We start from the raw sequence: 21,568 nt of genomic DNA, 5'->3' as shown, positions 1-21,568 counted from the left end.
GACTTCCGACTCGACCTCACGGTCCACGACGGCGGCGCGCTCCTGCGGATCGAGGCCGGAAGCCCAAGTACGGTCCAGTACGAGGGCTTCCGGCCGGCACGCCGAGAGCACGCACCGGACGCCGCTCCTTTACGGGCGAACGTTGCCTGCCGCGGCACTAGCCGGGTACGCACGACGGCCGGGGGCGAACCCCGGCCGAAGACCTACTTGACGAGGTCTTTCTCGATCTGTGCCTCCAGTTCGTCGGGCTCGCGCCCGGGGGTCTGGAGGTTGAACGCGGTGATGGCGAACCGGAAGATCACGTAATACACCACTGCGAAGCAGAAGCCGATCGGAATGATCAACCAGGGCTTCGTGGCCAGGCTCCAGTTGATGACGTAGTCGATCAGACCCGCCGAGAAACTGAAGCCGTCCTTCACCCCGAGCCCCCAGCTCACCGCCATTGAGACACCCGTGAGCACCGCGTGGATCACATACAGAAGGGGGGCGACGAAGAGGAACGAGTACTCGATCGGCTCGGTGATGCCCGTCACGAACGACGTCAGACCGACCGAGAGCATCATGCCGCCGACCGCCTTCCGGCGATGCGGCTTGGCGCAGTGGTAGATCGCCAGCGCCGCAGCCGGGAGCGCGAACATCATGATCGGGAAGAAGCCCGTGGTGAACTGCCCGGCCGTCGGATCGCCCGCCAGGAACCGGTTGATGTCACCGTGCACGACCGTCCCGTCCGGTTTGGTGAAGTCGCCGAACTGGAACCAGACGAACGTGTTCAGGAACTGGTGCAGGCCGACGACCAGCAGTGCGCGGTTGGCAACACCGAAGATGCCGGAGCCGAGCCAGTTCAGGTCCACCAGCCACTTGGAGAAACCGGTCAGACCGTCACCGATCGGGGCCCACAGCCAGGCGCACAGGGCGGCGAAGGCCAGACCGACGAACGCCATGATGATCGGCACGAGACGGCGGCCGTTGAAGAAGCCCAGCCAGTCGACCAGCTTGACCCGGTGGTACCGCTGCCAGAACCACGCCGACATCAGCCCCATCACGATGCCGCCGAACACCCCGGGATTCTGGTACTGGGCGACCGTCACCTTCGCGTTGCCGGTGACACAGGTGCCGAACCAGGTGCCGCCCGCGGTAAAAGTGGAACCCGGTGGGCAGTCCACCGGGAAGGCGTGCAGCACCGCGTAGTAGACGAGGAAGCCGGTCACCGCCGCGAGCGCCGTCGAACCGTCCGACTTCTTCGCCATGCCGATCGCGACCCCGACGCAGAACAACAACGGCAGTCCGAGACCGGAATCGAGGAGCGCCCCACCGGCAGCGGCGAAGACCTTCGCGACGTCGTTCCAGCCGAGACCCTCGTCGCCGAACACGTCCGGCTGGCCGAGCCGGTTGAGAATGCCGGCCGCCGGCAGCACCGCGATCGGGAGCTGGAGGCTGCGTCCCATCTTCTGGAGGCCCTGGAAGAAGCCGTGCCACCACATCTTCCGTGGTGCTGTGGCGCTGCTCGAGCTCATCGGCATCCTCCCGGAACAGGCCACGTCTGGCGGTCGTCGCAAAGTGGTGTAGACCAGTTGCGGTGCGGTCCGTAACCCGCCCGGAGGACAGAGCACCGGTGATCGTCATCATTGGTGATGATCAGGTTGCTCGCTCGCGAAGTTGGGCCAACCGTGCGTTACCGTGACGAAACGGACCCATGGTGGGCCGGCACCGGACGTGAAGAACCAGGGAGAACCACATGGCCAGCAAGGCTGAGAAGATCGTCGCCGGGCTCGGCGGGATCGACAACATCGAAGAAATCGAAGGCTGCATCACCCGCCTCCGCACCGAGGTCGTCGACCCGAGCAAGGTCGACGAAGCCGCGCTCAAGGCCGCCGGGGCCCACGGCGTCGTCAAGATGGGCACCGCGATCCAGGTCGTCATCGGCACCGACGCCGACCCCATCGCCGCCGACATCGAAGACATGATGTGACGACCACTCGCGGAGCCGGCCCGGCTCCGCACCCCCAGGCCCCGAACCCAGCAGAACGGGGCCTGCGGCACACCCCCACCAGCCCCCCTCCGCACCCCCACCCGCCCCCCGGCACACCCCGACCGGCGGCCACGGCCCAGCCGATAGGCTCGACGCCATGTCTCGTATCGACGGCCGCACCCCCGAAGAGCTCCGCCCCATCACCATCGAACGCGGATGGAGCAAGCACGCCGAAGGCTCAGTCCTCATCTCCTTCGGCGACACCAAGGTCTTCTGCACCGCCTCCTTCACCGAAGGCGTCCCGCGCTGGCGCAAGGGCACCGGCGAAGGCTGGGTCACCGCCGAATACTCCATGCTGCCCCGCTCCACCAACACCCGCGGCGACCGCGAAGCCGTACGCGGCAAGATCGGCGGCCGCACCCACGAGATCAGCCGCCTCATCGGCCGGTCCCTGCGCGCCGTGATCGACTACAAGGCACTCGGCGAGAACACCGTCGTCCTCGACTGCGACGTCCTCCAGGCCGACGGCGGCACCCGCACCGCCGCCATCACCGGCGCGTACGTCGCCCTCGCCGACGCCATCACCTGGGCCCAGCACAAGAAGCTCATCAAGCACGGCCGCAAGCCGCTGACCGGCACCGTCTCCGCCGTCAGCGTCGGCATCGTCGACGGCACGCCGCTCCTCGACCTCTGCTACGAGGAGGACGTCCGCGCCGAGACCGACATGAACGTCGTCTGCACCGGCGACGGCCGCTTCGTCGAGGTCCAGGGCACCGCCGAGGCCGAGCCCTTCGACCGCAAGGAACTGAACGAGCTCCTCGACCTCGCCACCAGCGGATGCGTCGACCTCCGCGCCATCCAGCAGGCGGCCCTCGCCCGCACGCTCGGCGAGTAAAGAAGCAACCAAGTACGCACCACAGAGCGTCGTTACGAGTACGGACGCACGGGTCGAACCGTGCGTCCGTCCGCGTATCCGCACCCGGGGAGGAACCGCACCATGGCCAAGGCCACCCGCCACCGCCGCATCACCGTCGCGCTGACCCTGACCGCTCTCACCCTCACCGCCGCGGCCGGCTGCGGCGCCGTCGACAAGGCCCTCGACTGCGTCCGTACCGCCGACGCCATAGCCACCAGCGTCGACAACCTCCAACAGGCCGTCTCCAACGCCGCGAACGACCCCACCCAGGCATCCGAGGCCCTCGACGAGATAGACAAGGAACTCGGCAACCTCGGCGACAAGACGGACAACGCCGACCTCACCAAGGCCGTCGACGACCTCCAGGCCGGCGTCAAGAACGTCCGCGACGCCATCGACAAGGGCGACGCCACCCCGGACATCACCCCGGTCACCGACGCAGCCAAGGAGATCGGCAACGTCTGCACCTCATAGCGGACCCCGCCCGGCACCCCGCGATAATCGGCACATGACCCGCCTGATCCTCGCCACCCGCAACGCCGGGAAAATCACCGAACTCCACGCGATCCTCGCCGACGCAGGGCTCACCCACGAACTCGTCGGCGCGGACGCGTACCCCGAGATCCCCGACGTCAAGGAGACCGGCGTCACCTTCGCCGAGAACGCCCTCCTCAAGGCCCACGCCCTGGCCCAGGCCACCGGCCACCCCGCGATCGCCGACGACTCCGGCCTCTGCGTCGACGTACTCGGCGGCGCCCCCGGCATCTTCTCGGCCCGCTGGGCCGGCACCCACGGCAACGACCGCGCCAACCTGGACCTGCTGCTGGCCCAGCTCTCCGACATCGACGACGCCCACCGCGCCGCCCACTTCGCCTGCGCGGCGGCCCTCGCCCTCCCGGACGGCACGGAACGCGTGGTCGAGGGCCGCCTCCTGGGCACCCTCCGCCACACCCCGGCCGGCACGAACGGCTTCGGCTACGACCCGATCCTGCAGCCGGAGGGCATGACCCGGACCTGCGCGGAACTGACGGCGGCGGAGAAGAACGCGATCAGCCACCGGGGGAAGGCGTTCCGGGCGCTGGTGCCGGTGGTGCGGGAGCTGGTGGGGTGACATGTAGATGGTCGCCACCTTCGAAAGGAAGGTGGCGACCATTTCTTGCCTGTGGGCCCGGTGGGATTCGAACCCACGACACACCGGACCTAAACCGGCGCCCTCTAGCCAGCTGGGGTACGGACCCGCGCGCCCACTCTACTGTGCGCGGCTACGTCGGTTCGAGAAGGATTCGGTCTGGCTGTGGCAGGACGGACACAGGTACCGCAGGTTCTCGCGGCGATTGTCCAGTCGGTCGCCATTGATGTGGTCGATCTCCAGCACCAGGCGCTTGCCCCGCCAGACATCGCCAATGCCACACGCTGCACACTCGTGCGGAACGTTCAGGTCATCAAGCGCGCGTCGCAGATGAGCGGTCCTCGTCCGGGGCGAGGGCGGGTCGAGCCGCCTCAGGACCTCCCCCGCAGGTTTGCGATAGGGGGAGGAAGCTCCGAGGAAGTGGCCCTGCCCTGTGAAGTGTTCGGTTGAAATGCTGTGCGCTTCGATGCTGCGCTTCACGAGAGCGCGACCGGCGCCGTTGTCGGCACGACCCAGAAGCTTGAGTACGCCTGCGAAGCTGAACGAGGCCTCCACGGCCGCCACCAGCTCGTCACGGTTCAGGATGCCTGCTCCGTATCGGCGCCCGCGCGTGAAATGCGAGGTGTCGATGCCGTACTGATCGAGTTTCTTGCGGATATGGCCGTACGGGCTGTCCTGTGGTGGGAGGCCCATGTACTCCAGCACTTCCCGGATGCTGTGGGAGTGTGCCGCAGCCTCGGCGAGGAGTGCTTTCGAGTACGAGCGACGTTCTCGCTCCGGCAGTAGTTCCTCGCGGAAATGGGATGTGTCTATGCCGTAGTGCCGCAGGCGTCGGTTCAGGTAGGAGCGCGCTCCGCTGCCGAGCGTGGCGCCGAGTCTGCGCATCAGATCCACCATGCTGGATGACTCGGCTGCAGTCGCCGCCAGGCGCTCGCGCGTGTACTGGGGACTGTTCACGCCGCCCTCCGCTTGCGCCCGCGATAAGTATCCGTCGCCGAGTGGCAGTTGGGGCAGAGGAACCGCAGGTTTTCCGGTCGGTTGTCCCACCAGCTGCCGTTCTTGTGATCGACCTCAAGCCGTAGTGGTTTGTCGTTCCATACGGTGCCGATGTCGCACTCCGCGCAGCGTTCCGGTATTCCGATCCGAATGAGTTCTCGGCGGAGCCGCGCGCCGCCGATCCGTCCATCCTGCGGAGAGCCCAGCACGAGCACGTTACCGCGGGAGCCTTTGGCTCGGCCTCGGCGCATCGTGAAGTGGGATATGCAGATGCCCAGAGACGCGATCCGCCTGCTGATGTGCGTGTGGCTGCCGCCGACAGGGTTGATCCCCAGTCGTTGGAGGACTTCCGTGACCGAGGCGGAGGCTGCGACCGAATCGCGCAGAGATTCATCGGAGTAGCGCACCCACTTCTTATCGAAGTGCGAGGTGTCGATGTCGGCCTCCGCCAGCTTCTGGCGCAGGTAGCGCCTGCTGCCCGCCGTCGGCGTGCCCCCGCACCACCGGACCGCATCGTCGAAGTTGGTCGTTTCACGTGCTGCCTCTTCAAGCAGCTCTCGCGTGTATCGAACCGCCATCGATCTCCTCCGTTCCCGACCGCGCGTTCGCGGCCTCGTACGGAGCAACGAACCGTTTATCGGATGGTCACGTCCGATATGCGGCGAGATGTGGAACGGCCCGCACCACTTCGGCTGAAGCGGTGCGGGCCGTTCCCGGGGGACGGGGCTTCTGCGCGGTCATGGCGGTCGCAGACCGATGGGGAGTGAACGTGCGACGCCCGTCACAGGGGTGTGGTGTCGGTCAGATGCCGAGGTCCTTGATGATTTTGGCGACGTGGCCGGTGGCCCTGACGTTGTAGAGGGCGTGCTCGACCTTGCCTTCTTCGTCGACGACGACGGTGGAGCGGATGACGCCCGTCACCGTTTTGCCGTAGGAGTTCTTCTCGCCGTACGCGCCGTACGCCTCGAGGGTTTCCTTGGAGGGGTCGCCGACGAGTGTGACCTTGAGGTTTTCCTTCTCGCGGAACTTGGCGAGCTTCTCGGGCTTGTCGGGGGAGACACCGATGACGTCGTATCCGGCGCCGGCCAGGAGTTCCAGGTTGTCGGTGAAGTCGCAGGCCTGCTTGGTGCAGCCGGGGGTGAGGGCGGCCGGGTAGAAGTAGACGATGACTTTGCGTCCCTTGTGGTCGGCGAGCGAGATGTCGTTGCCGTCGGCGTCGGGGAGGGTGAAGGCGGGGGCGGTGTCGCCGGGCTGGAGTCGCTCGCTCATGGTTCTCCTCAGGGGCGTGTGGGGTGTACGGGACCGAGCGTAATAGGGGTGCCGTCGGGTGCGCGGACGGCTGAGCTGACAGACTGGCGATGAAGGTTTACCGGACGAGGACCACGGAGGCGGCGCAGTGTCGGATGCCAGGACCCCTGCGCAGATCGAGGCGGACATCATCAGCAGGCGTGAGCAGCTTGCGGTGGTGCTCGATGAGATCGGGGTGCGGGTGCACCCGAAGACGATCATCGGTGATGCGAAGGCCAAGGCTGCCGAGGCCGTGGACCGGACGGCCGGGCGGGCGTTCGTCGCGGTGAATCGGACGGTGTCGGACGTGAAGGCGCAGTTTGTGTCGGAGGATGGCGCGCCGCGTCTGGAGCGGGTGGTTCCGGCGGCGTTGCTGGCGGTCGGTGTGGTGGGGCTGCTTGTGGTGTCGCGGCGCAAGAAGCGCTGAGAAGGCTGACCCCGGGGGCGTGCGGGAGGGCCGCGGGCAGGTAGGTTTCGGGTCGTGAGCGAGAACACCGACGACAAGCTGCCCATTCGCATGCTGCATGACCGCGTGCTGGTCCGGTCCGATACGCCTGAGGGTGAGCGGCGTTCGGGCGGCGGCATTCTGATTCCGGCGACTGCTGCGGTGGGGCGCCGGCTGGCCTGGGCTGTCGTGGTTGCGGTCGGCCAGAATGTGCGGACGGTGGAGCCGGGCGACCGGGTGCTGTATGACCCGGAGGACCGTGCCGAGGTCGAGGTGCGGGGTGTGGCGTACGTGCTGATGCGGGAGCGGGATCTGCATGCGGTGGCGGCGGACCGGTTCGAGGGTTCGGTGGATTCGACCGGGCTGTATCTGTAGCCCTGTAGCCCTGTAGCCCTGTGGCGCTGTTGTCTGCGAGATATGTGGCGTAAGGCCTGGTGACGCCCGTCACCAGGCCTTTTGCATGTTCTTTGCTATGTTGGTGGGACCCCGACGAGACGCGCCGTACCGGGTTTCCGCAAAGACGACGCACCTGTTTTGTCCGTTCGTGTGTCTGTGGTGCTCGGAGGTGCCGTCGTGGCGTGGGTTCTGCTGGTTGTTGCCGGTCTGCTGGAAGTGGCCTGGTCGATCGGGATGAAGTACACGGAAGGGTTCACCCGGTTGTGGCCGAGTGTGTTCACCGGGTTCGGGATCGTGGCCAGCATGGTGCTGTTGTCGCAGGCGGCGAAGTCGTTGCCGATCGGTACGGCGTACGGCGTGTGGGTCGGTATCGGTGCGGCGGGGGCGGCGGTGCTCGGCATGGTGGTGCTGGGTGAGCCGGTGACCGCCGCCCGGATTTTCTTCGTGTCTCTGTTGTTGGTGGCTGTGGTGGGGCTGAAGGCGACGTCGGGGCACTGAGAGGAGCCCCGTAGGTCACTCGTTTGTGGTCCCCAGGGTGCCGTCGGCGCCCTGCGGGAAGAGTTCTCCGATGCCGCCGTTGTCGTTCCCGAAGATGTCCGCGCTGCCGCCGTCCAGGGGGCCGGCGGGCGGTGCCGGGGTGGCGGGGCCGCTGCCGGCGGGGCTGGTGGGCGGGGTGCTCGGCGGTGGGCCGGACGGTGTCTCGGGCGGGGTTCCGGTGTTGGTGGGGCCGGTGCCTTCGCCGGTGGGCAGGGCGGGTTCGCCGGCGCCCCTTTCGAGTTCGAGGTTGAATTCTTCGATGCTGCTGCCGCTGAGTGCGGCGCCGGTGTACTGGGCCCAGATCTGGGCGGGGGTGCCGCCGCCGTTGACGCGGGACAGGCCGAGTGCTCCGTAGAGCGGTTTCTGTACGCCGGTGTCGGGGTCCTGGCCCATGACGGCGATGACGGTCGCGAGGTTCGGGGTGTAGCCGGCGAACCAGGCGGCCTTGTCCTCCTCGGCGGTGCCGGTCTTGCCGGCGGCGGGGCGGCCGGCGCCCTGGGCGGCGGTTCCCGATCCGTTTTCGACGACGCTCTGCAGGATCGAGGTGGTGGTGTCGGCGGCTTCGCGGCTGACGGTTTGCTTGGTGTGACGGCCGGGGAGTGCGAGTTCCTCGGCGTCCTTGCTGATCTTGTCGACGAGGGTGTAGGTGCCGTGCCTGCCGTGGTTGGCGAGTGTCGCGTACGCCTGGGTCATGTCGAGGACGCTGGCGGTGGCGGTGCCGAGTGCGATGGACGGCGAGGCGGTCAGGTCGGGGGTGTTCTTGGGGATGCCGAGGCCGATGGCGGTGTCTTCGACGTTGCCGGGGCCGACGTCCTGGGCCATCTGCGCGTAGACGGCGTTGACGGACTTGTCGGTGGCGGCTCGGACGGTGATGGGTCCGTAGCTGATGTCGTCCTCGTTGGCGGGGGCGTATCCGGTGGGTCCGTTCGGGCCCCGCACCATGCGTCGGTTGGTGCCGTCGTAGACGGTGTTGGGGGTGATGCGCCGGCCGTGCTGGGTGGTGGACCGGTTGGCGACGGCGGAGGTGAAGACGAACGGTTTGAAGGTGGAGCCGACCTGGTAGTCGCGGCGGGTGGCGTTGTTGACGTACTGCTTGGTGTAGTCGATGCCGCCGTACATGGCGACGACCCGGCCGTTCGAGGGGTCGATGGAGGCGCCGCCGACGCGGACGTTGCGGTCGGCCGGGCGCTCCGTGCTCGTCATCGACATCACGTTGTCGTTGACGGCTTTGACCAGGGCGTTCTGTTTCTCTTTCTCCAGTGTGGTGGTGATGCGGTAGCCGCCGGTGGCGAGCGTGTCCTCGTCGATGATCTTGTGGGTGGTGAGGTAGTCCTTGACGGCCTGGACGATGTAGCCGCGCTGTCCGGAGAGTCCGGTGGAGGTCTTCACCTTGTTGGGCGCGGGGAACCGCATGGTGGCGCGTTCGGATGCGCTGAGCCAGTTCTCCTTGACCATGCCGTCGAGTACGTAGTTCCAGCGGGCGACGGCTGCGGCCTTGTTCTCGGGGTGGACGACGACGTCGTATGCGCTGGGGGCGTTGAGCAGGGAGGCGAGGTACGCGCCTTCGGTGGTGGTGATGCGGCCGATGTCCTTGCCGTAGTACGCCTGTGCCGCGGCCTGGATGCCGTAGGCGTTGCGGCCGAAGTAGCTGGTGTTGAGGTAGCCCTCGAAGATCTGGTCCTTGCTCACTTCGCGGTTGAGCTTGATGGCGATGAAGAACTCCTTGGCCTTGCGCATGAGGGTCTGTTCCTGGCCGAGGTAGTAGTTCTTCACGAACTGCTGGGTGATGGTGGAGCCGCCCTGTTTGCCCTTGCCGGTGAGGGTGTTCCAGCCGGCGCGGGCCATGGCCTTGATGTCGACGGCGCGTTCGGAGTAGAAGCTCCGGTCCTCGGCGGCGAGGACGGCGTGCTGGACGTTGAGGGGGACCTGGGCGAGCTGGATGTTCTGCCGGTTGATCTCGCCGTCGCGGGCGATGAAGCTGCCGTCCTTGTAGAGGTAGACGTTGGACTGCGCGGTGGCGGTGGGGTTGGCGGGCGGGATGCCGACGAGCTGGTATCCGGCGATGAATCCGCCGATCAGGATCAGGGCGCTGACGAGGAGCGTGGCGAGCGTCACCCGCCAGGTGGGGACGGCGCGGCGCCAGCCGGTGCGTCCGGGGCGGTTCCTGCTTCCCTTTTTCTTCCTGCCGGGGGCGGTTGGGCCTGCGGGGGCGCCGGTGCCGGCAGAGGGGTCCCTCGGGGCCCGGTTCCCGTTGCCGGGCCCCCCGCTCTGCTGCTGTGGCTCGTCGCTCATGTCGGTGAAGACTCCTCGGGTGCGGTCAATTCCCCCATAGTGCCCTTTTTTATGGAATAAGCCCTGGATCAACCCCGGGCCGACCTGCGATCACTCCCGGATCGGCCGCCGAAAAGCGGTCGCGGTGGCTGTTCCCGCTGCACTAGGGTCGTGCGCTTTGGTGTCCAACGCGGTTGGGCGCACGAGTGCGAACGAGCACGGGGGTGATGGGGATGCGGTTGTACGCGGTGGTTGCGGCGGGCGGGTTCCGGCGCCATGCCACCTACCGGATCGCGACGGCGGCGGGGGTGTTCACCAACACCGTCTTCGGTTTCATCCTGGCGTACACCTATACGGCGCTGTGGGACGAGCGTCCGCACCTCGGCGGCTACGACCTGTCCCAGGCGCTGACGTATGTGTGGCTGGGGCAGGCGCTGCTGGCGACCTCCGCGATGATGGGCGGCGGTTTCGAGGACGAGTTGGTCGAGCGGATCCGTACCGGCGATGTGGCGGTCGACCTCTACCGGCCGGTCGATCTTCAACTGTGGTGGCTGGCCGGTGACTTGGGGCGGGCAGCGTTTCAGTTGCTGGCGCGTGGCGTGGTGCCGATGGTGCTGGGGGCGCTGGCGTTCCCACTGGCTCTGTCCGGCTCGCCGGGGGTCTGGCTGGCGTTCCTGGTTTCGGTGATGCTCGGGGTCGTGGTCAGTTTCGCTCTGCGCTATCTGGTGGCGCTGTCCGCGTTCTGGCTGATGGACGGGGCGGGCGCGGCGCAGATCGCGTTCCTGGCGGGGCTGTTCTTCTCGGGGATGCTGCTTCCGCTGACGTTGTTCCCGGGGGCGCTGGGCGAGGTGGCGCGGGCGTTGCCGTGGTCGGCGCTGCTCCAGGTGCCGGCCGATGTGTTCCTCGGGAAGCACACGGGGTGGGGGCTGGTGGAGGCGTTCGCTTTCCAGGGCGGCTGGGCGCTGGCGTTGTTGCTGGCGGGGCGGTTGGTGCAGTCGGTGGCGACGCGGAGGGTGGTGGTTCAGGGTGGCTGAGGTCGCCGAGGTCTCGAGGGCCGTCGAGGTTCCCGATGCGGTGTTCGCCGAGCGGTCGAGGCTGGTCGAAGGGGTTCGTGCGTACGGGCTGATCGTCGCGATGTGGCTGCGGTCGACGATGGCGTACCGTGCTTCGTTCGCCATGACGGCGTTCGGGAACTTCGCGGCGACGGGCTTCGACTTCGTCGCGATCCTGCTGATGTTCGCGCACGTCGACGAGTTGGGCGGCTACACGCTGCCGGAGATCGCCCTGCTGTACGGGGCTTCGGGCACCGCGTTCGGGCTGGCCGATCTGGTGCTGGGGTCGATGGACCGGCTGGGCCGCCGGGTCCGGGACGGCACGCTGGACACGCTGCTGGTGCGCCCGGTTCCGGTGCTGGCCCAGGTGGCGGCGGACCGGTTCGCACTGCGCAGGCTGGGGCGGATCACGCAGGGGCTGCTGGTGCTCGGTTACGGGCTGGCGGTGCTGGACATCGCGTGGACGCCACTGAAGGTGGTGATGATCCCGCTGATGCTGCTGAGCGGGGCGGCGGTCTTCGGCGCGGTGTTCGTGGGCGGGGCGGCGTTCCAGTTCTTCGCGCAGGACGCGGCGGAGGTGCAGAACTCCTTCACGTACGGCGGGAACACGCTGCTGCAGTACCCGCCGACCATCTTCGCGAAGGACCTGGTGCGCGGGGTGACGTTCGTGGTGCCGCTGGCCTTCGTGAACTGGCTGCCCGCGCTGTATGTGCTGGGCCGGGAGTACCCGCTGGGGCTGCCGGAGTGGGTGGCGTTCCTGCCGCCGGTGGTGGCGGGGGTGTGCTGGGTGCTCGCGGGGGCGGCGTGGCGGGCGGGGCTGCGCTCGTACCGGAGCACGGGCAACTGAGGACGAGTGGAGCGAGGACGGGGCATGGCTACGGGTACGGGTACGGGTTTCATTGAGCTCGACGGTGTCGAGAAGGTCTTCGAGGTGCGCCGCAGGACGGGTTTTCTGCGCAGCGAGCGGCGCGAGGTCCGCGCGGTCGACGGGATCGGCTTCCGGGTGGAGCGCGGCGAGATGGTCGGCTACATCGGTCCGAACGGCGCGGGCAAGTCGACCACGATCAAGATGCTGACGGGCATCCTCACCCCGAGCGGCGGGCGGTTGCGGGTCGCGGGCATCGACCCTTCGAAGGAGCGTACGAGGCTGGCGCACCGGATCGGTGTGGTGTTCGGTCAGCGCACCACACTCTGGTGGGACCTGCCGCTGCGCGACTCGTACCGGCTGGTGCACCGGATGTACCGGGTCCCCGACGCCCGGTTCCGGGAGAACCTGGACCGCTGTGTCGAACTCCTTGATCTGGGAGCGCTGTTGGATGTGCCGGTGCGGCAGTTGTCGCTCGGGCAGCGGATGCGCGGCGACATCGCGGCGGCACTGTTGCACGACCCGGAGGTGCTGTATCTGGATGAGCCGACGATCGGTCTGGATGTGGTCTCCAAGGCCAAGGTCCGTGGGTTTCTTCGGGACTTGAATGCCGAGCGGGGTACGACGGTGCTGCTCACCACGCACGATCTGACGGATATCGAGCAGCTCTGCCGGCGGGTGATGGTGATCGATCACGGCCGCCTGATGTACGACGGTGCGCTCGCCGGGCTGCATGAGGTCGGCGAGAGCGAGCGCACGCTGGTTGTGGACCTGGAGCGTGAACTCCCGCCGATCCGACTGGAGTCGGAGCCTTCGGTGCGTACGGTGAAGGTGGAGGGGCCGAGGCAGTGGCTGGCCTTTCCGGCGTCGGGTTCGGCGGCGCCGCTCGTGGCGCGGATCGCCGCGGAGTATCCGCTGGTGGATCTCTCGGTGCGGGAGCCGGACATCGAGGCCGTGATCGCGAAGATGTGCGCGTCGGCCGAAGCGCGAGTGTCGTGACCGGCAGTGTGTGCCCCGACCGGGCGTGGTGGATCGGTGACGTGAGCGGGCGATTTCAATAGGCTGCACGGCATGACGAGCGAACTTCCGGACATGCGTGCTTCCGATGCCGAGCGTGAGCGTGTTGCCGAGGTCCTGCGCGACGCGGTGGCCGAGGGCCGCCTGCAGATGCAGGAGTTCGAGCAGCGGCTCGACGCGGCCTACAAGGCGCGTACACATGGGGAGTTGGAGCTGCTCGTCCGCGATCTTCCGGCACCGGGCGGGGCGGTGGCGCCGGTGGGTGCGGGCGGGGCGCCCGCACGCACGGGTTCGGCGGGCACCGACTGGGCGGAACGCATCGGCGGTCCTGCCACGTCGGGGGGTGCGTTCGCCGTCTGGGGCGGGTTCCGGCGCAAGGGCAGGTGGACGGTGGGCCGGAAGTTCACCGCGTTCACGATGTGGGGCGGCGGCGAGATCGATCTGCGTGAGGCCCGTTTCGAGGACCGCGAGGTCGTCATCCGCTGCTTCACGATCATGGGTGGGATGCAGGTGACGGTCCCGCCGGAGCTGAATGTCAAGGTCAGCGGCATCGGCATCCTGGGCGGCTTCGGCGACCGGGCGACGGGCGAGGGCACCCCTTCGCCGGGTTCGCCGCGGGTGCGGATCACCGGGCTCGCGTTGATGGGCGGGGTCGGTGTGGTGCTCAAGCGGACGAAGGCGGACAGGGAGCGTGCCCGGCAGCTGAAGAAGGGGCTCGGCGGCGAATGAGTCCGTCCGGAGCTGACGGCCTGCCCCACTCCCTGTCGCGGGGCAGGCCGTAAGGTCGCGGCGGACGCATCGCCCGCCGCGTCGCTTTCTCAGAGCTGGTCGGACGCCGGAGCCGTCTGGTGGAGGCTCCGCAGGTCCACCTGCCGGCCCAGCTGCAGATATCCGGCGTCGTTGAGATGGAGATGGTCGCCGCAGTCGTACGCCGGGCGGAGCCGGCCGGGTCGGTACGGGTCGCGTGCCGCCCGGTCGAAGTCGACGACCTCGTCGAAGACGCCGCCTGCCCGCCACGAGGGCGATGAGCAGGGCCGTTCCCTGGCGCCTGGGCATGGGCGGGGTGTCTCCTCGTGGTGACGGGGGCTGGGCTCATGATGGGGCACAGTGCCGGGAACTCGACATGCTGCCCGGGAGTACGTCAGGTAGGGACAATGCGTACGGGGCGCCGGGGGCGATACGTACGCGGACGCGGACGGGTGGAGCGGGTGGAGCGGATGGAACGGATGGAACGGACCAGGTCGGGCGAGCCGGGCGGCGGACCGGCCGAGCCGGCACAGGCACGTGGCGGCGCGGGCGTGAGCTCCGGCACAGCGGCGTCCGCTCCCGCACGCCCCGCCCCTCTCGCTTCCTTCGCGTACACGGCCGCGGACGAGGAGAAGCGGCGTGGTGTGCGCCGCATGAAGACCACGGCCACCGGCCTTCTTCTGCTCGTCGCGCTCGTGTATGTCCTCGCCACCTGGGCGAAGAGCGCGGGTGTGGGCGGCTGGCCGGGCTTCGTCGCCGCGGCCGCCGAGGCGGGGATGGTGGGTGCGCTGGCCGACTGGTTCGCCGTCACGGCGCTGTTCAAGCGTCCGATGGGCCTGCCGATCCCGCACACCGCCATCATCCCCACCAAGAAGGACCAGCTCGGGACCTCTCTGGGTTCCTTCGTCGGGGAGAATTTCCTGTCGGGCGACGTCGTGCGCGGCCGGATCCAGGCGCTGGGCATCGGCCGCCGGCTCGGTGGCTGGCTGGCGGAGCCGGACCACGCCGACCGGGTCACCGCGGAGCTGGCGACCGCGCTGCGCGGCGCGCTGACGGTCCTGCGGGACTCGGACGTGCAGGCCGTGGTGGCTGAGGCGATCACCCGGCGGGCGAACGCGGCGGAGGTCGGCCCCGGCCTCGGAAAGATGCTGGAGAAGATCGTCGCCGACGGCGGCCACCGCCGGGTCGTGGACCTGATCTGTGTACGTGCGCACGACTGGCTGGTGCTGCACGGCGACTCCGTGATGGACGCGGTGCAGGGCGGGGCGCCGGGGTGGACGCCGCGGTTCGTCGACAAGCGGGTGGGGGAGCGGGTCTACAAGGAGCTGTTGCGTTTCGTGACGGAGATGCGGGACATGCCGGGGCATCCGGCGCGCGCCTCGATCGACACGTTTCTGACGGACTTCGCGGCCGACCTCCAGACCGACTCGGACACCCGGGCGCGGGTGGAGCGGCTGAAGACGGAGATCCTGGGGCGCGGGGAGGTCCAGGAGGTCATCGCGTCGGCCTGGTCGTCGGTACGCACGATGATCATCGCGGCGGCGGAGGACGAGCAGAGCGAGCTGCGGCTGCGGGCGCGCGCCTCGCTGCTGACGTTCGGCGCGCGGCTGGCGACGGACGGGCGGATGCAGGCCAAGCTGGAGGGCTGGCTGGAGGATGCGGCGGTGCATGTCGTCACGAGGTACCGCACGGAGATCACCTCGCTGATCAGTGACACGGTCGCGAGCTGGGACGCGGAACAGACCTCGAAGAAGATCGAGGCGCACATCGGCCGTGACCTGCAGTTCATCCGGATCAACGGCACAGTGGTGGGTGCGCTGGCGGGCCTGCTGATCTACACGGTGTCGCAGGCGTTGGGCGCCTGAGCACCGTCCCCCGGTGAGGGTCCGGGTGCGTACCCGTCCTGTCGTACGGGTACGCACCCGGCTTTGAGCCGCGCACAGAGGTGGGGCGGCGTCTTCTGTGCGCGGCCTCTTACGCGGGGTGTGCTCTTGAATACGGGCCCCGGCGCGCCCGCGTTCCGTGTGCTGCGGGCCTGGCGGGAAGAATTCCTCAGGCGGCGCGGCGGGTGACCGCCCACGACGCGGCGGCGACGGTGCCCGCCACGGTGAAGACGGCGGGCCAGGCGCCGACCTTCTTGGCCAGCGGGTGCGATCCGGCGAACGCGGCGACGTACGCCGTGGTCAGTGCGACGGCCGCACGCGGTCCGGCCTGCCGGTTCCACTCGTACGCGGCGACCGTGCCCGCTGCGGCGAGCGCGACCCCGCCGAGCGGCCGCTTCTTGGTCCACCGCGCGACCGCGTATCCGCCGACGAGTCCGCTCGCCGCCACTGCCGCTGTAGGAACCTTTGCCATCGCCGCCACCTTCGCCTTCTCGTGTCGTGGCTCTTGCTGTGGCTTCCGAGGCTAACGCGGTTGGCGGACACCCGGCTCCCCAGGGGGTGCACATGCGTTTACCCTAGGAGGTGAACGTCTGTGCACCCCTGGCGTCCACCGCCACCGCCGAGCACCCCACGGAGATCGCATGCCCGCGGACCCATCTGCCCCCGACGGGGCAGCCGCCCGGACGCCGACCCCGCACCACCCCCGTTTCGCCGTGGGTGTCCTCGCCTTCTGCGGGGTCGTGGTCGCGATCATGCAGACGATCGTCGTCCCGCTTCTGCCGCACATCCCGGCTCTCACCGGCGCGACCCCGGCCGCCGCGAGCTGGCTGGTCACCGTCACGCTCCTCACCGGCGCCGTCTTCACGCCCGTGCTGGGCCGGGCCGGCGACATGTACGGCAAGCGGCGGGTGCTCGTCGCCTCGCTCGCGGTGCTGGTCATCGGTTCGGTGCTCTGCGCGGTCAGCTCCCATATCGGCGTACTGATCACCGGCCGCGCCCTCCAAGGCGCCGCGCTCGCCGTCGTACCGCTGGGCATCAGCATCCTGCGCGACGAACTCCCGCCCGAGCGTGTCCTCTCCGCCGTCGCCCTGATGAGTTCGACGCTCGGCATCGGTGCGGCCGTCGGGCTGCCGGTCGCCGCGCTCGTCGTCGAGCACTTCGACTGGCACACCATGTTCTGGGTGTCGGGAGTGATCGGCCTCATCGACATCGTGCTGGTGCTCTGCTGCGTACCCGAGTCCCCGCTGCGCTCGCGCGGCCGTTTCGACGCCGTCGGCGCGCTCGGGCTGTCCGCCGCCCTGGTCTGTCTGCTGCTCGCGGTGACACAGGGCGCCGACTGGGGCTGGACGTCGACCCGCACGGTCGGACTGCTCGTCGCCGCCGTCGTCGTGGCGCTGCTCTGGGGCGCCTACGAGCTCCGCGTGACGACGCCCATGGTCGACCTGCGGGTCTCGGCCCGCCCGGCCGTCCTGCTGACCAACGTCGCAGCTCTGCTGATCGGCTTCGCCTTCTACGCGAACTCGCTGGTCACCGCACAGATGGTGCAGGAGCCGAAGGCGACCGGCTACGGGCTCGGCGCCTCGCTCGTCGTCAGCGGACTGTGCCTGCTGCCGGGCGGCGTGTCGATGGTGGCGCTCTCGCCGGTCTCGGCACGGATCTCCGCGGCGTACGGACCGAAGGTCAGTCTGACGCTGGCGGCCGGGATCATCGCCGTCGGCTACGTGGTGCGGTACTTCACCAGCCACAGCCTGTGGCTGATCATCGCCGGTGCGACGGTCGTCTCGTCGGGCACGGCCATCGCGTACTCGGCGCTGCCCGCGCTGGTGATGCGCGGGGTCCCGCCGGGCGAGACGGGCGCGGCCAACGGTCTCAACACGCTGATGAGATCGATCGGGCAGGCGTTCTGCAGCGCGACGGTGGCCGCCGTCCTGGCCAACCTCACGTTCCGGGCGGGCGGCCGGACGGCTCCGACGCTCCACGCGTATCAGCTGGTCTTCCTGATCGCGGCGGGCGCGGCGCTGCTGGCGCTGACGGTCACACTGTTCCTGCCCGGCAGGCGCACGGCCGGGGCGGGTACGGTCGGAGAGAGCCGCGACGGACGCAAGGGCGGTGCGCGGACGATCACGATCGAGGAGGGCACATGACCGGCAGCCAGGCCACCGTTCCGGCTCCGGCCCCCATCGACCCCGGCACGGGCCGGGACGCGATTCTGCGGGCGGCCCGGCGGGCGTTCACCCAGCGCCCGTACGCGGATGTGACCATCCGGGGGATCGCCGCCGACGCGGGAGTCAGCCCCTCCCTGGTGGTCAAGCACTTCGGCCGCAAGGAAGAACTCTTCAACACGGTCGCCGACTTCGGCCCGGCCGCCGAGGAACTCTTCGACGCCCCGCTGGACGAGCTCGGCCGCCACATGGTGATCACGCTCGTGCGCCGTCGCCGCGAACAGCAGATGGACCCGCTCCTGCGCGTCGTGTTCTCCTTCGGCAACCAGGACGAACGCTCGCTGCTGCGCGACCGCTTCCACAAACAGGTCACCGAGGCACTGACCGCCCGCCTCCCCGGCCACGAACGCGCCCTGCGCGCCGAACTGATCGCCGGTCACCTCCTCGGCCTCGGTGCCACCCTGAGCCTGCACCGCGAGGGCGCGGGTGCGCTGGCCAGCCCCGAACACCTCGCGGACCTGTACGCGCCGGCGCTCCAGACCCTGATCACGGGATGAGGGCGGCACGATCCGCGGGTGCGGTGTGCGTGGTCGCCGGCACGCGGGACGCGACGGGCACTCGGACGGGCCGGGCGAACTGTGCGTGCGGAATGAGGAGTTCAGGGCCCGCTTGGTGCGACCGACTGTGAGGTATGGTCTGCGTCAACCGGCGAGGGGGCCTCATGTCTGTCCGTACGTTCGCACGCACTGCCGCTGCGCTGCCTCTGCTCCTGGGCGCGTTCCTGGTGGGTTGCAGCAGCGCCGACACGACGGAGGGAGCCGGCGAGGACGTCCCGTACGCGGCGCCGTCGGCGAACGCGGCAGCCGCGTCCAAGGCGGCCGAGGCTGGGGATGCGGACGCCGAGGCGTCAGCCGCCGCGGAGGACGCCGCCGCATCCGAAGTACTCGCGACCAGGCCCGCACCGGTCCGTGACGCCTTCGCCACGCTACAGGCCACCCTGGGCGAGACCTGCACCCCGGGCGCGGGCGACTGCGGCTACGTCCTGGGCCGGGTCAACGACCAACTGGTGGGCCTGGAAGCGTCGATGAAGGCGTACCCGAACGGCCCCGGCCGCTTTAAGGAGCCCGTGGCGTGGGTGGCCGCGCTGCGCACGTCCCTGAACGGCGACACCTCCACGGCCAATCTGGAGAAGCACCGATCCGAGCTGCTCGGCACGCGCGACCGCATCAACACCTGGATGCAGGGCCACCCGGAGGACTACCGCTGACGGGGCCGCGTCGTCCACGCCGTGACGCGATTCCTCGGCTCCCGTGGGCCATTGCCGTACACCGGTCGGCTCATCGGCGTCCGGGAACCGGCCCGCCGTTCGCGTGCGGAGCGCACCCCCGCCGTCAGGCAGGACGCGGAGCCCGCCGGTCCTTACGCTGTGCCAGCTCCTCGTCATCGACCAGGGTCAGCATGGGCTGACCCGGCGCGCACATCATCGTCACGAGGAACCGGCTCCGGGTGTCCGTCCGGTTGTTTCCGTCCTGATAGTGGATGACGTCGCCGCCCGGCTCCCAGAATGTTTCCCCGGCCTTGATCACGCGCTCCGGATCGCCTTCGAGCTCGAAGAGCATCTCCCCCTCCAGCATGTAGCCGAAAGCCGGGCCCGAGTGCCGGTGCGGAGGTGTGCCGGGGTCGCCCGGAGGAAATTCGATGAGAACGGTCATCGCCTCGACACCCTCCGGGATGTACGGCGGCTTTGCCGTCTGCAGCACGGTCAGCGCGGTCTTCCACGCTTCGGACCGTGGTTCCTGCTCGGTGTTCGCCCGCTCGGTGCTCGACATGATGAAGCCTCCAGTGGTGCGTGACGGTCCGTGGAGCCGCCCGGGCCGCACAGCGAGCTTCGATCACCCCCGTAGGGAATGGCGGCCCATGCGGCTCGGGCGAGGCGGAGAGGTTGGTGTCGTTCCTGCTGCCGCGCCTGTTCGGCAGCTACGACCGAAGCCTTCGCGATGTGCGGCATCGCCGCCCTTCGGCCCGCGTGGTCACCGGTGCTGCTGAGCGATCGATTGCTCCTTCCGTCGGCCCATGTGCCGGACGGAACTCGAAGCTGCCGGGGTAGAGCATCAAAACGCCCAATGACGGCGGCGTCGGTCAGCCGGACCCCGGCGTGCATGGTCAGTCTTGCATCGGCTCGGACATGACGCCTGTTGTCCGCTGCGGCACGAGGTCTCGGCCCTGGGTGCGTGTGGCGTCAGACCTGGCGCCTAGTGGTGCCACGTGGCACCACTCGCTGCGCCAGAGAGGTCGAGACTCCATGTGGCACCGCTTTGACGCAACTCGATGTCGACATGTTTCCGCAGGTCGGAGCCGTTGGATGAGTCATGGCCCGCAATCGTTCCCCTCGCAGGCTTGCGTGTGGCGCCATAGTGGTGCCACTATGACGTCATGGACCTCACGCCGTATGTCGACAACCTCCGCCGCGAACTCGCGGTGGCCGCCGAAGCCGGTGGTGAAGAAGCTCGCGAGCTGGCCGAGCGGCTCACCGCTCCCCTGGAGTCGGCGACCCGCCTGACGATGCTCAATGTGCTCTCCGCCGCGATGGACGAGATCACTCGTGAACTCGCCCCAGGCTCGGTCGACGTGCGACTGCGCGGGCTCGACCCCGACTTCGTGGTGACGCGGCCGGCGGGCGACGAGGCGTACGAGGACAGGAGCGGGCCCGCCGAGCCGCTCAAGGCCCCGGCCCAGGCACCCGCCGACGGCGACGAAGGCGGCACCGCCCGCGTCAATCTGCGCCTGCCCGCCCACCTGAAGGCGCGCGCCGAGGAGGCCGCGAGCCGCGAGGGCCTGTCGGTCAACGCGTGGCTGGTACGAGCCGTGTCGGCCGCGGTCGACGGCGGCACCCAGTCACGTACGGCGGAGAAGACCCGCACCACCCGCACCGTCGGACAGAGCTTCACGGGCTGGGTGCGCTAGCCGCGCCCCGCCCGCCCCACTTCACCCACACCACGTCCCACCAGCGGGGACGCCACGAAGACCCAAGAGGACGGGACAGCCATGCCTTCTTTCGACACTCCCCAGCCGATCTCGGTCACCGCCAACGTGGCCGCCGGTTCCATCCAGTTCTCCGCGAGCGACCGCCTCGACACAGTCGTCGAGGTGCGGCCCCGCGACCCGAAGAAGGACAAGGACGTGCGGGTCGCCGAGCAGACCGAGGTCACCTATGCGAGCGGCGTGCTGACCATCAGGACACCCAAGGGGCGCTACCTCGTCGGGCCCACCGGCAGCGTCGACGTGACGGTCGAACTGCCCACCGGCTCGCGCGTCGACACGACCGGTTCCTGGACCCAGGTGCTCGGTGAGGGCCGGCTCGGCGAGGTCCGCGTGAAGACGTCGTCGGGCGACGTCCGCCTGGATGCGACGGGCCCGCTGCAGCTGACCGCGTCGCACGGCTCGATCACCGTGGACCGGGTCGAGGGCCTGGCCGAGATCACCACCAGTTCCGGCAGTCTGCGCGTCGGTGTCGTGGACGGCTCGGCCGTCCTGAAGAACTCGCACGGCTCCACGACCGTCGGCGCCGCGATCGGCGAGCTGCGGGTGAGCGGAGCCAACGGCGACATCGACATCCAGCGCGCCGAGGGCTCCGTCACCGCGACCACCGCGCACGGCACCCTGCGCGTGGGCGACGTGGCCCGTGGCACCGTCCAGTTGGAGACCTCCTACGGCGCCATCGAGGTCGGCGTCCGCGAGGGCACGGCCGCCTGGCTCGACGTCAGCTCGGGCAACGGGCAGGTGCGCAACGCGCTCGCCGCGTCCGAGAGCCCTGACAAGACCGAGGACACCGTCGAGGTCAAGGCCCGCACCCGCTACGGCAACATCGACATCCGCCGCGCCCGGGCCTGACCGGC

General features: G+C 69.1%; 24 protein-coding genes, 1 tRNA gene, 1 pseudogene and 1 riboswitch. Of the genes and pseudogenes, 17 read left to right on the top strand and 9 right to left on the bottom strand.

The genetic code is table 11. The annotated features are described in order from the left end of the window. Positions 1-203: 203 nt before the first annotated feature. Entirely contained in the window at positions 204-1,514 is a 1,311-nt protein-coding gene (locus AB0915_RS19030; protein ID WP_366692181.1) for a PTS transporter subunit EIIC, read from the bottom strand. Between the two features lie 221 nt (positions 1,515-1,735). On the opposite strand from AB0915_RS19030, the gene AB0915_RS19025 reads away from it, so the two are divergent. The 4 genes from AB0915_RS19025 (at position 1,736) to rdgB (ending at position 3,996) form a co-directional block, all read left to right on the top strand. Beyond that, positions 1,736-1,969: a glucose PTS transporter subunit EIIB gene (locus tag AB0915_RS19025; protein ID WP_142217368.1), complete on the top strand. Its 234-nt coding sequence runs from the start codon at positions 1,736-1,738 to the stop codon at positions 1,967-1,969. Positions 1,970-2,126: 157 nt separating this feature from the next. Then, a complete protein-coding gene (gene rph, locus AB0915_RS19020; protein ID WP_366692180.1) occupies positions 2,127-2,864 on the top strand; it encodes a ribonuclease PH in 738 nt (245 codons plus the stop codon). A gap of 102 nt (positions 2,865-2,966) precedes the next feature. Further along, a complete protein-coding gene (locus tag AB0915_RS19015; protein ID WP_366692179.1) occupies positions 2,967-3,359 on the top strand; it encodes a hypothetical protein in 393 nt (130 codons plus the stop codon). A gap of 34 nt (positions 3,360-3,393) precedes the next feature. Continuing rightward, positions 3,394-3,996: an RdgB/HAM1 family non-canonical purine NTP pyrophosphatase gene (gene rdgB / locus AB0915_RS19010; protein WP_366692178.1), complete on the top strand. Its 603-nt coding sequence runs from the start codon at positions 3,394-3,396 to the stop codon at positions 3,994-3,996. A 52-nt stretch (positions 3,997-4,048) separates the two neighbouring features. Here rdgB and AB0915_RS19005 read toward each other — a convergent pair. The 4 genes from AB0915_RS19005 to bcp form a co-directional block, all read right to left on the bottom strand. After that, positions 4,049-4,123, bottom strand: a tRNA-Leu gene (locus AB0915_RS19005). Between the two features lie 11 nt (positions 4,124-4,134). Beyond that, positions 4,135-4,911, bottom strand: a complete 777-nt coding sequence (locus tag AB0915_RS19000; RefSeq protein WP_366692184.1) for an HNH endonuclease — start codon at positions 4,909-4,911, stop codon at positions 4,135-4,137. A gap of 56 nt (positions 4,912-4,967) precedes the next feature. Beyond that, a complete protein-coding gene (locus AB0915_RS18995) occupies positions 4,968-5,588 on the bottom strand; it encodes an HNH endonuclease (protein WP_366692177.1) in 621 nt (206 codons plus the stop codon). A gap of 223 nt (positions 5,589-5,811) precedes the next feature. Next, positions 5,812-6,279 (bottom strand): thioredoxin-dependent thiol peroxidase, encoded by a 468-nt coding sequence (gene bcp / locus AB0915_RS18990; RefSeq protein ID WP_366692176.1) that lies wholly within the window; start codon positions 6,277-6,279, stop codon positions 5,812-5,814. A 127-nt stretch (positions 6,280-6,406) separates the two neighbouring features. Between bcp and AB0915_RS18985 the strand changes: the two genes are divergently transcribed. The 3 genes from AB0915_RS18985 to AB0915_RS18975 all read left to right on the top strand — a co-directional run bounded on the left by AB0915_RS18985 (position 6,407) and on the right by AB0915_RS18975 (position 7,636). After that, positions 6,407-6,724 carry a DUF3618 domain-containing protein gene (locus AB0915_RS18985; RefSeq protein ID WP_366692175.1) on the top strand — a complete coding sequence of 106 codons (318 nt, stop codon included), beginning with the start codon at positions 6,407-6,409 and terminating at the stop codon, positions 6,722-6,724. 54 nt (positions 6,725-6,778) lie between these two features. Then, entirely contained in the window at positions 6,779-7,117 is a 339-nt protein-coding gene (locus AB0915_RS18980; protein ID WP_030923137.1) for a co-chaperone GroES, read from the top strand. Between the two features lie 88 nt (positions 7,118-7,205). Next, positions 7,206-7,272, top strand: a riboswitch (guanidine-III (ykkC-III) riboswitch). Positions 7,273-7,315: 43 nt separating this feature from the next. Further along, complete coding sequence (locus tag AB0915_RS18975; RefSeq protein WP_366692174.1) at positions 7,316-7,636, top strand: multidrug efflux SMR transporter; 321 nt, start codon at positions 7,316-7,318, stop codon at positions 7,634-7,636. Between the two features lie 15 nt (positions 7,637-7,651). Here the strand turns inward: AB0915_RS18975 and AB0915_RS18970 are convergent, their stop codons facing one another. Next, positions 7,652-9,967, bottom strand: coding sequence for a transglycosylase domain-containing protein (locus tag AB0915_RS18970; RefSeq protein ID WP_366692173.1), 2,316 nt, complete (start codon positions 9,965-9,967; stop codon positions 7,652-7,654). Between the two features lie 212 nt (positions 9,968-10,179). On the opposite strand from AB0915_RS18970, the gene AB0915_RS18965 reads away from it, so the two are divergent. The 4 genes from AB0915_RS18965 (at position 10,180) to AB0915_RS18950 (ending at position 13,609) form a co-directional block, all read left to right on the top strand. After that, positions 10,180-10,980: an ABC-2 family transporter protein gene (locus AB0915_RS18965; protein ID WP_366692172.1), complete on the top strand. Its 801-nt coding sequence runs from the start codon at positions 10,180-10,182 to the stop codon at positions 10,978-10,980. Next, positions 10,973-11,845 (top strand): ABC transporter permease, encoded by an 873-nt coding sequence (locus tag AB0915_RS18960; RefSeq protein ID WP_366692171.1) that lies wholly within the window; start codon positions 10,973-10,975, stop codon positions 11,843-11,845. Before AB0915_RS18965 ends, AB0915_RS18960 begins: the two co-directional genes overlap by 8 nt. A gap of 24 nt (positions 11,846-11,869) precedes the next feature. Next, positions 11,870-12,862, top strand: coding sequence for an ABC transporter ATP-binding protein (locus tag AB0915_RS18955; RefSeq protein ID WP_366692170.1), 993 nt, complete (start codon positions 11,870-11,872; stop codon positions 12,860-12,862). Between the two features lie 93 nt (positions 12,863-12,955). Next, positions 12,956-13,609 (top strand): DUF1707 domain-containing protein, encoded by a 654-nt coding sequence (locus AB0915_RS18950; protein WP_366692183.1) that lies wholly within the window; start codon positions 12,956-12,958, stop codon positions 13,607-13,609. Positions 13,610-13,698: 89 nt separating this feature from the next. On the opposite strand, the pseudogene AB0915_RS18945 reads toward AB0915_RS18950, so the two are convergent. After that, positions 13,699-13,893 (bottom strand): annotated as a pseudogene (locus tag AB0915_RS18945) (SGNH/GDSL hydrolase family protein); the annotation flags it as partial. A gap of 141 nt (positions 13,894-14,034) precedes the next feature. Between AB0915_RS18945 and AB0915_RS18940 the strand changes: the two are divergent. After that, positions 14,035-15,492 (top strand): DUF445 domain-containing protein, encoded by a 1,458-nt coding sequence (locus AB0915_RS18940; RefSeq protein WP_366692169.1) that lies wholly within the window; start codon positions 14,035-14,037, stop codon positions 15,490-15,492. Between the two features lie 187 nt (positions 15,493-15,679). On the opposite strand, the gene AB0915_RS18935 is transcribed toward AB0915_RS18940, so the two are convergent. Beyond that, positions 15,680-15,982 (bottom strand): hypothetical protein, encoded by a 303-nt coding sequence (locus tag AB0915_RS18935; RefSeq protein ID WP_366692168.1) that lies wholly within the window; start codon positions 15,980-15,982, stop codon positions 15,680-15,682. 169 nt (positions 15,983-16,151) lie between these two features. On the opposite strand from AB0915_RS18935, the gene AB0915_RS18930 reads away from it, so the two are divergent. The 3 genes from AB0915_RS18930 (at position 16,152) to AB0915_RS18920 (ending at position 18,939) form a co-directional block, all read left to right on the top strand. Beyond that, positions 16,152-17,654 (top strand): MFS transporter, encoded by a 1,503-nt coding sequence (locus tag AB0915_RS18930; protein ID WP_366692167.1) that lies wholly within the window; start codon positions 16,152-16,154, stop codon positions 17,652-17,654. Further along, positions 17,651-18,229, top strand: coding sequence for a TetR family transcriptional regulator (locus AB0915_RS18925; protein WP_366692166.1), 579 nt, complete (start codon positions 17,651-17,653; stop codon positions 18,227-18,229). The genes AB0915_RS18930 and AB0915_RS18925 overlap by 4 nt, the downstream gene beginning before the upstream one ends. Before the next feature lie 164 nt (positions 18,230-18,393). After that, entirely contained in the window at positions 18,394-18,939 is a 546-nt protein-coding gene (locus AB0915_RS18920; RefSeq protein ID WP_366692165.1) for a hypothetical protein, read from the top strand. Between the two features lie 124 nt (positions 18,940-19,063). Here the strand turns inward: AB0915_RS18920 and AB0915_RS18915 are convergent, their stop codons facing one another. After that, a complete protein-coding gene (locus AB0915_RS18915) occupies positions 19,064-19,501 on the bottom strand; it encodes a cupin domain-containing protein (RefSeq protein WP_366692164.1) in 438 nt (145 codons plus the stop codon). A gap of 604 nt (positions 19,502-20,105) precedes the next feature. On the opposite strand from AB0915_RS18915, the gene AB0915_RS18910 reads away from it, so the two are divergent. Both AB0915_RS18910 and AB0915_RS18905 read left to right on the top strand, forming a co-directional pair. After that, positions 20,106-20,636 (top strand): toxin-antitoxin system HicB family antitoxin, encoded by a 531-nt coding sequence (locus AB0915_RS18910; RefSeq protein ID WP_366692163.1) that lies wholly within the window; start codon positions 20,106-20,108, stop codon positions 20,634-20,636. Positions 20,637-20,717: 81 nt separating this feature from the next. Further along, complete coding sequence (locus AB0915_RS18905; protein WP_366692162.1) at positions 20,718-21,563, top strand: DUF4097 family beta strand repeat-containing protein; 846 nt, start codon at positions 20,718-20,720, stop codon at positions 21,561-21,563. The last annotated feature ends 5 nt before the right edge of the window (positions 21,564-21,568 follow it).

The sequence above is a fragment of the Streptomyces sp. NPDC048411 genome, assembly GCF_040704695.1.
In the GTDB taxonomy this organism is placed as follows: Bacteria; Actinomycetota; Actinomycetes; order Streptomycetales; family Streptomycetaceae; genus Streptomyces.
This window is presented reverse-complemented; position numbering and strand designations above follow the sequence as displayed.

What these genes read in the sequence shown, in the direction of transcription:
- AB0915_RS19000 (WP_366692184.1), bottom strand. Translation starts at nt 4,911, where the DNA reads ATGGTGGATCTGATGCGCAGACTCGGCGCCACGCTCGGCAGCGGAGCG.
- AB0915_RS18910 (WP_366692163.1), top strand. Translation starts at nt 20,106, where the DNA reads ATGGACCTCACGCCGTATGTCGACAACCTCCGCCGCGAACTCGCGGTG.
- AB0915_RS18995 (WP_366692177.1), bottom strand. Translation starts at nt 5,588, where the DNA reads ATGGCGGTTCGATACACGCGAGAGCTGCTTGAAGAGGCAGCACGTGAA.
- AB0915_RS18920 (WP_366692165.1), top strand. Translation starts at nt 18,394, where the DNA reads ATGTCTGTCCGTACGTTCGCACGCACTGCCGCTGCGCTGCCTCTGCTC.
- AB0915_RS19030 (WP_366692181.1), bottom strand. Translation starts at nt 1,514, where the DNA reads ATGAGCTCGAGCAGCGCCACAGCACCACGGAAGATGTGGTGGCACGGC.
- AB0915_RS18950 (WP_366692183.1), top strand. Translation starts at nt 12,956, where the DNA reads ATGCGTGCTTCCGATGCCGAGCGTGAGCGTGTTGCCGAGGTCCTGCGC.
- AB0915_RS18925 (WP_366692166.1), top strand. Translation starts at nt 17,651, where the DNA reads ATGACCGGCAGCCAGGCCACCGTTCCGGCTCCGGCCCCCATCGACCCC.
- AB0915_RS18955 (WP_366692170.1), top strand. Translation starts at nt 11,870, where the DNA reads ATGGCTACGGGTACGGGTACGGGTTTCATTGAGCTCGACGGTGTCGAG.
- AB0915_RS18970 (WP_366692173.1), bottom strand. Translation starts at nt 9,967, where the DNA reads ATGAGCGACGAGCCACAGCAGCAGAGCGGGGGGCCCGGCAACGGGAAC.
- AB0915_RS19025 (WP_142217368.1), top strand. Translation starts at nt 1,736, where the DNA reads ATGGCCAGCAAGGCTGAGAAGATCGTCGCCGGGCTCGGCGGGATCGAC.
- AB0915_RS18915 (WP_366692164.1), bottom strand. Translation starts at nt 19,501, where the DNA reads ATGTCGAGCACCGAGCGGGCGAACACCGAGCAGGAACCACGGTCCGAA.
- AB0915_RS18940 (WP_366692169.1), top strand. Translation starts at nt 14,035, where the DNA reads ATGCGTACGGGGCGCCGGGGGCGATACGTACGCGGACGCGGACGGGTG.
- AB0915_RS18965 (WP_366692172.1), top strand. Translation starts at nt 10,180, where the DNA reads ATGCGGTTGTACGCGGTGGTTGCGGCGGGCGGGTTCCGGCGCCATGCC.
- AB0915_RS18905 (WP_366692162.1), top strand. Translation starts at nt 20,718, where the DNA reads ATGCCTTCTTTCGACACTCCCCAGCCGATCTCGGTCACCGCCAACGTG.
- rdgB (WP_366692178.1), top strand. Translation starts at nt 3,394, where the DNA reads ATGACCCGCCTGATCCTCGCCACCCGCAACGCCGGGAAAATCACCGAA.
- bcp (WP_366692176.1), bottom strand. Translation starts at nt 6,279, where the DNA reads ATGAGCGAGCGACTCCAGCCCGGCGACACCGCCCCCGCCTTCACCCTC.
- rph (WP_366692180.1), top strand. Translation starts at nt 2,127, where the DNA reads ATGTCTCGTATCGACGGCCGCACCCCCGAAGAGCTCCGCCCCATCACC.
- AB0915_RS18935 (WP_366692168.1), bottom strand. Translation starts at nt 15,982, where the DNA reads ATGGCAAAGGTTCCTACAGCGGCAGTGGCGGCGAGCGGACTCGTCGGC.
- AB0915_RS18930 (WP_366692167.1), top strand. Translation starts at nt 16,152, where the DNA reads ATGCCCGCGGACCCATCTGCCCCCGACGGGGCAGCCGCCCGGACGCCG.
- AB0915_RS19015 (WP_366692179.1), top strand. Translation starts at nt 2,967, where the DNA reads ATGGCCAAGGCCACCCGCCACCGCCGCATCACCGTCGCGCTGACCCTG.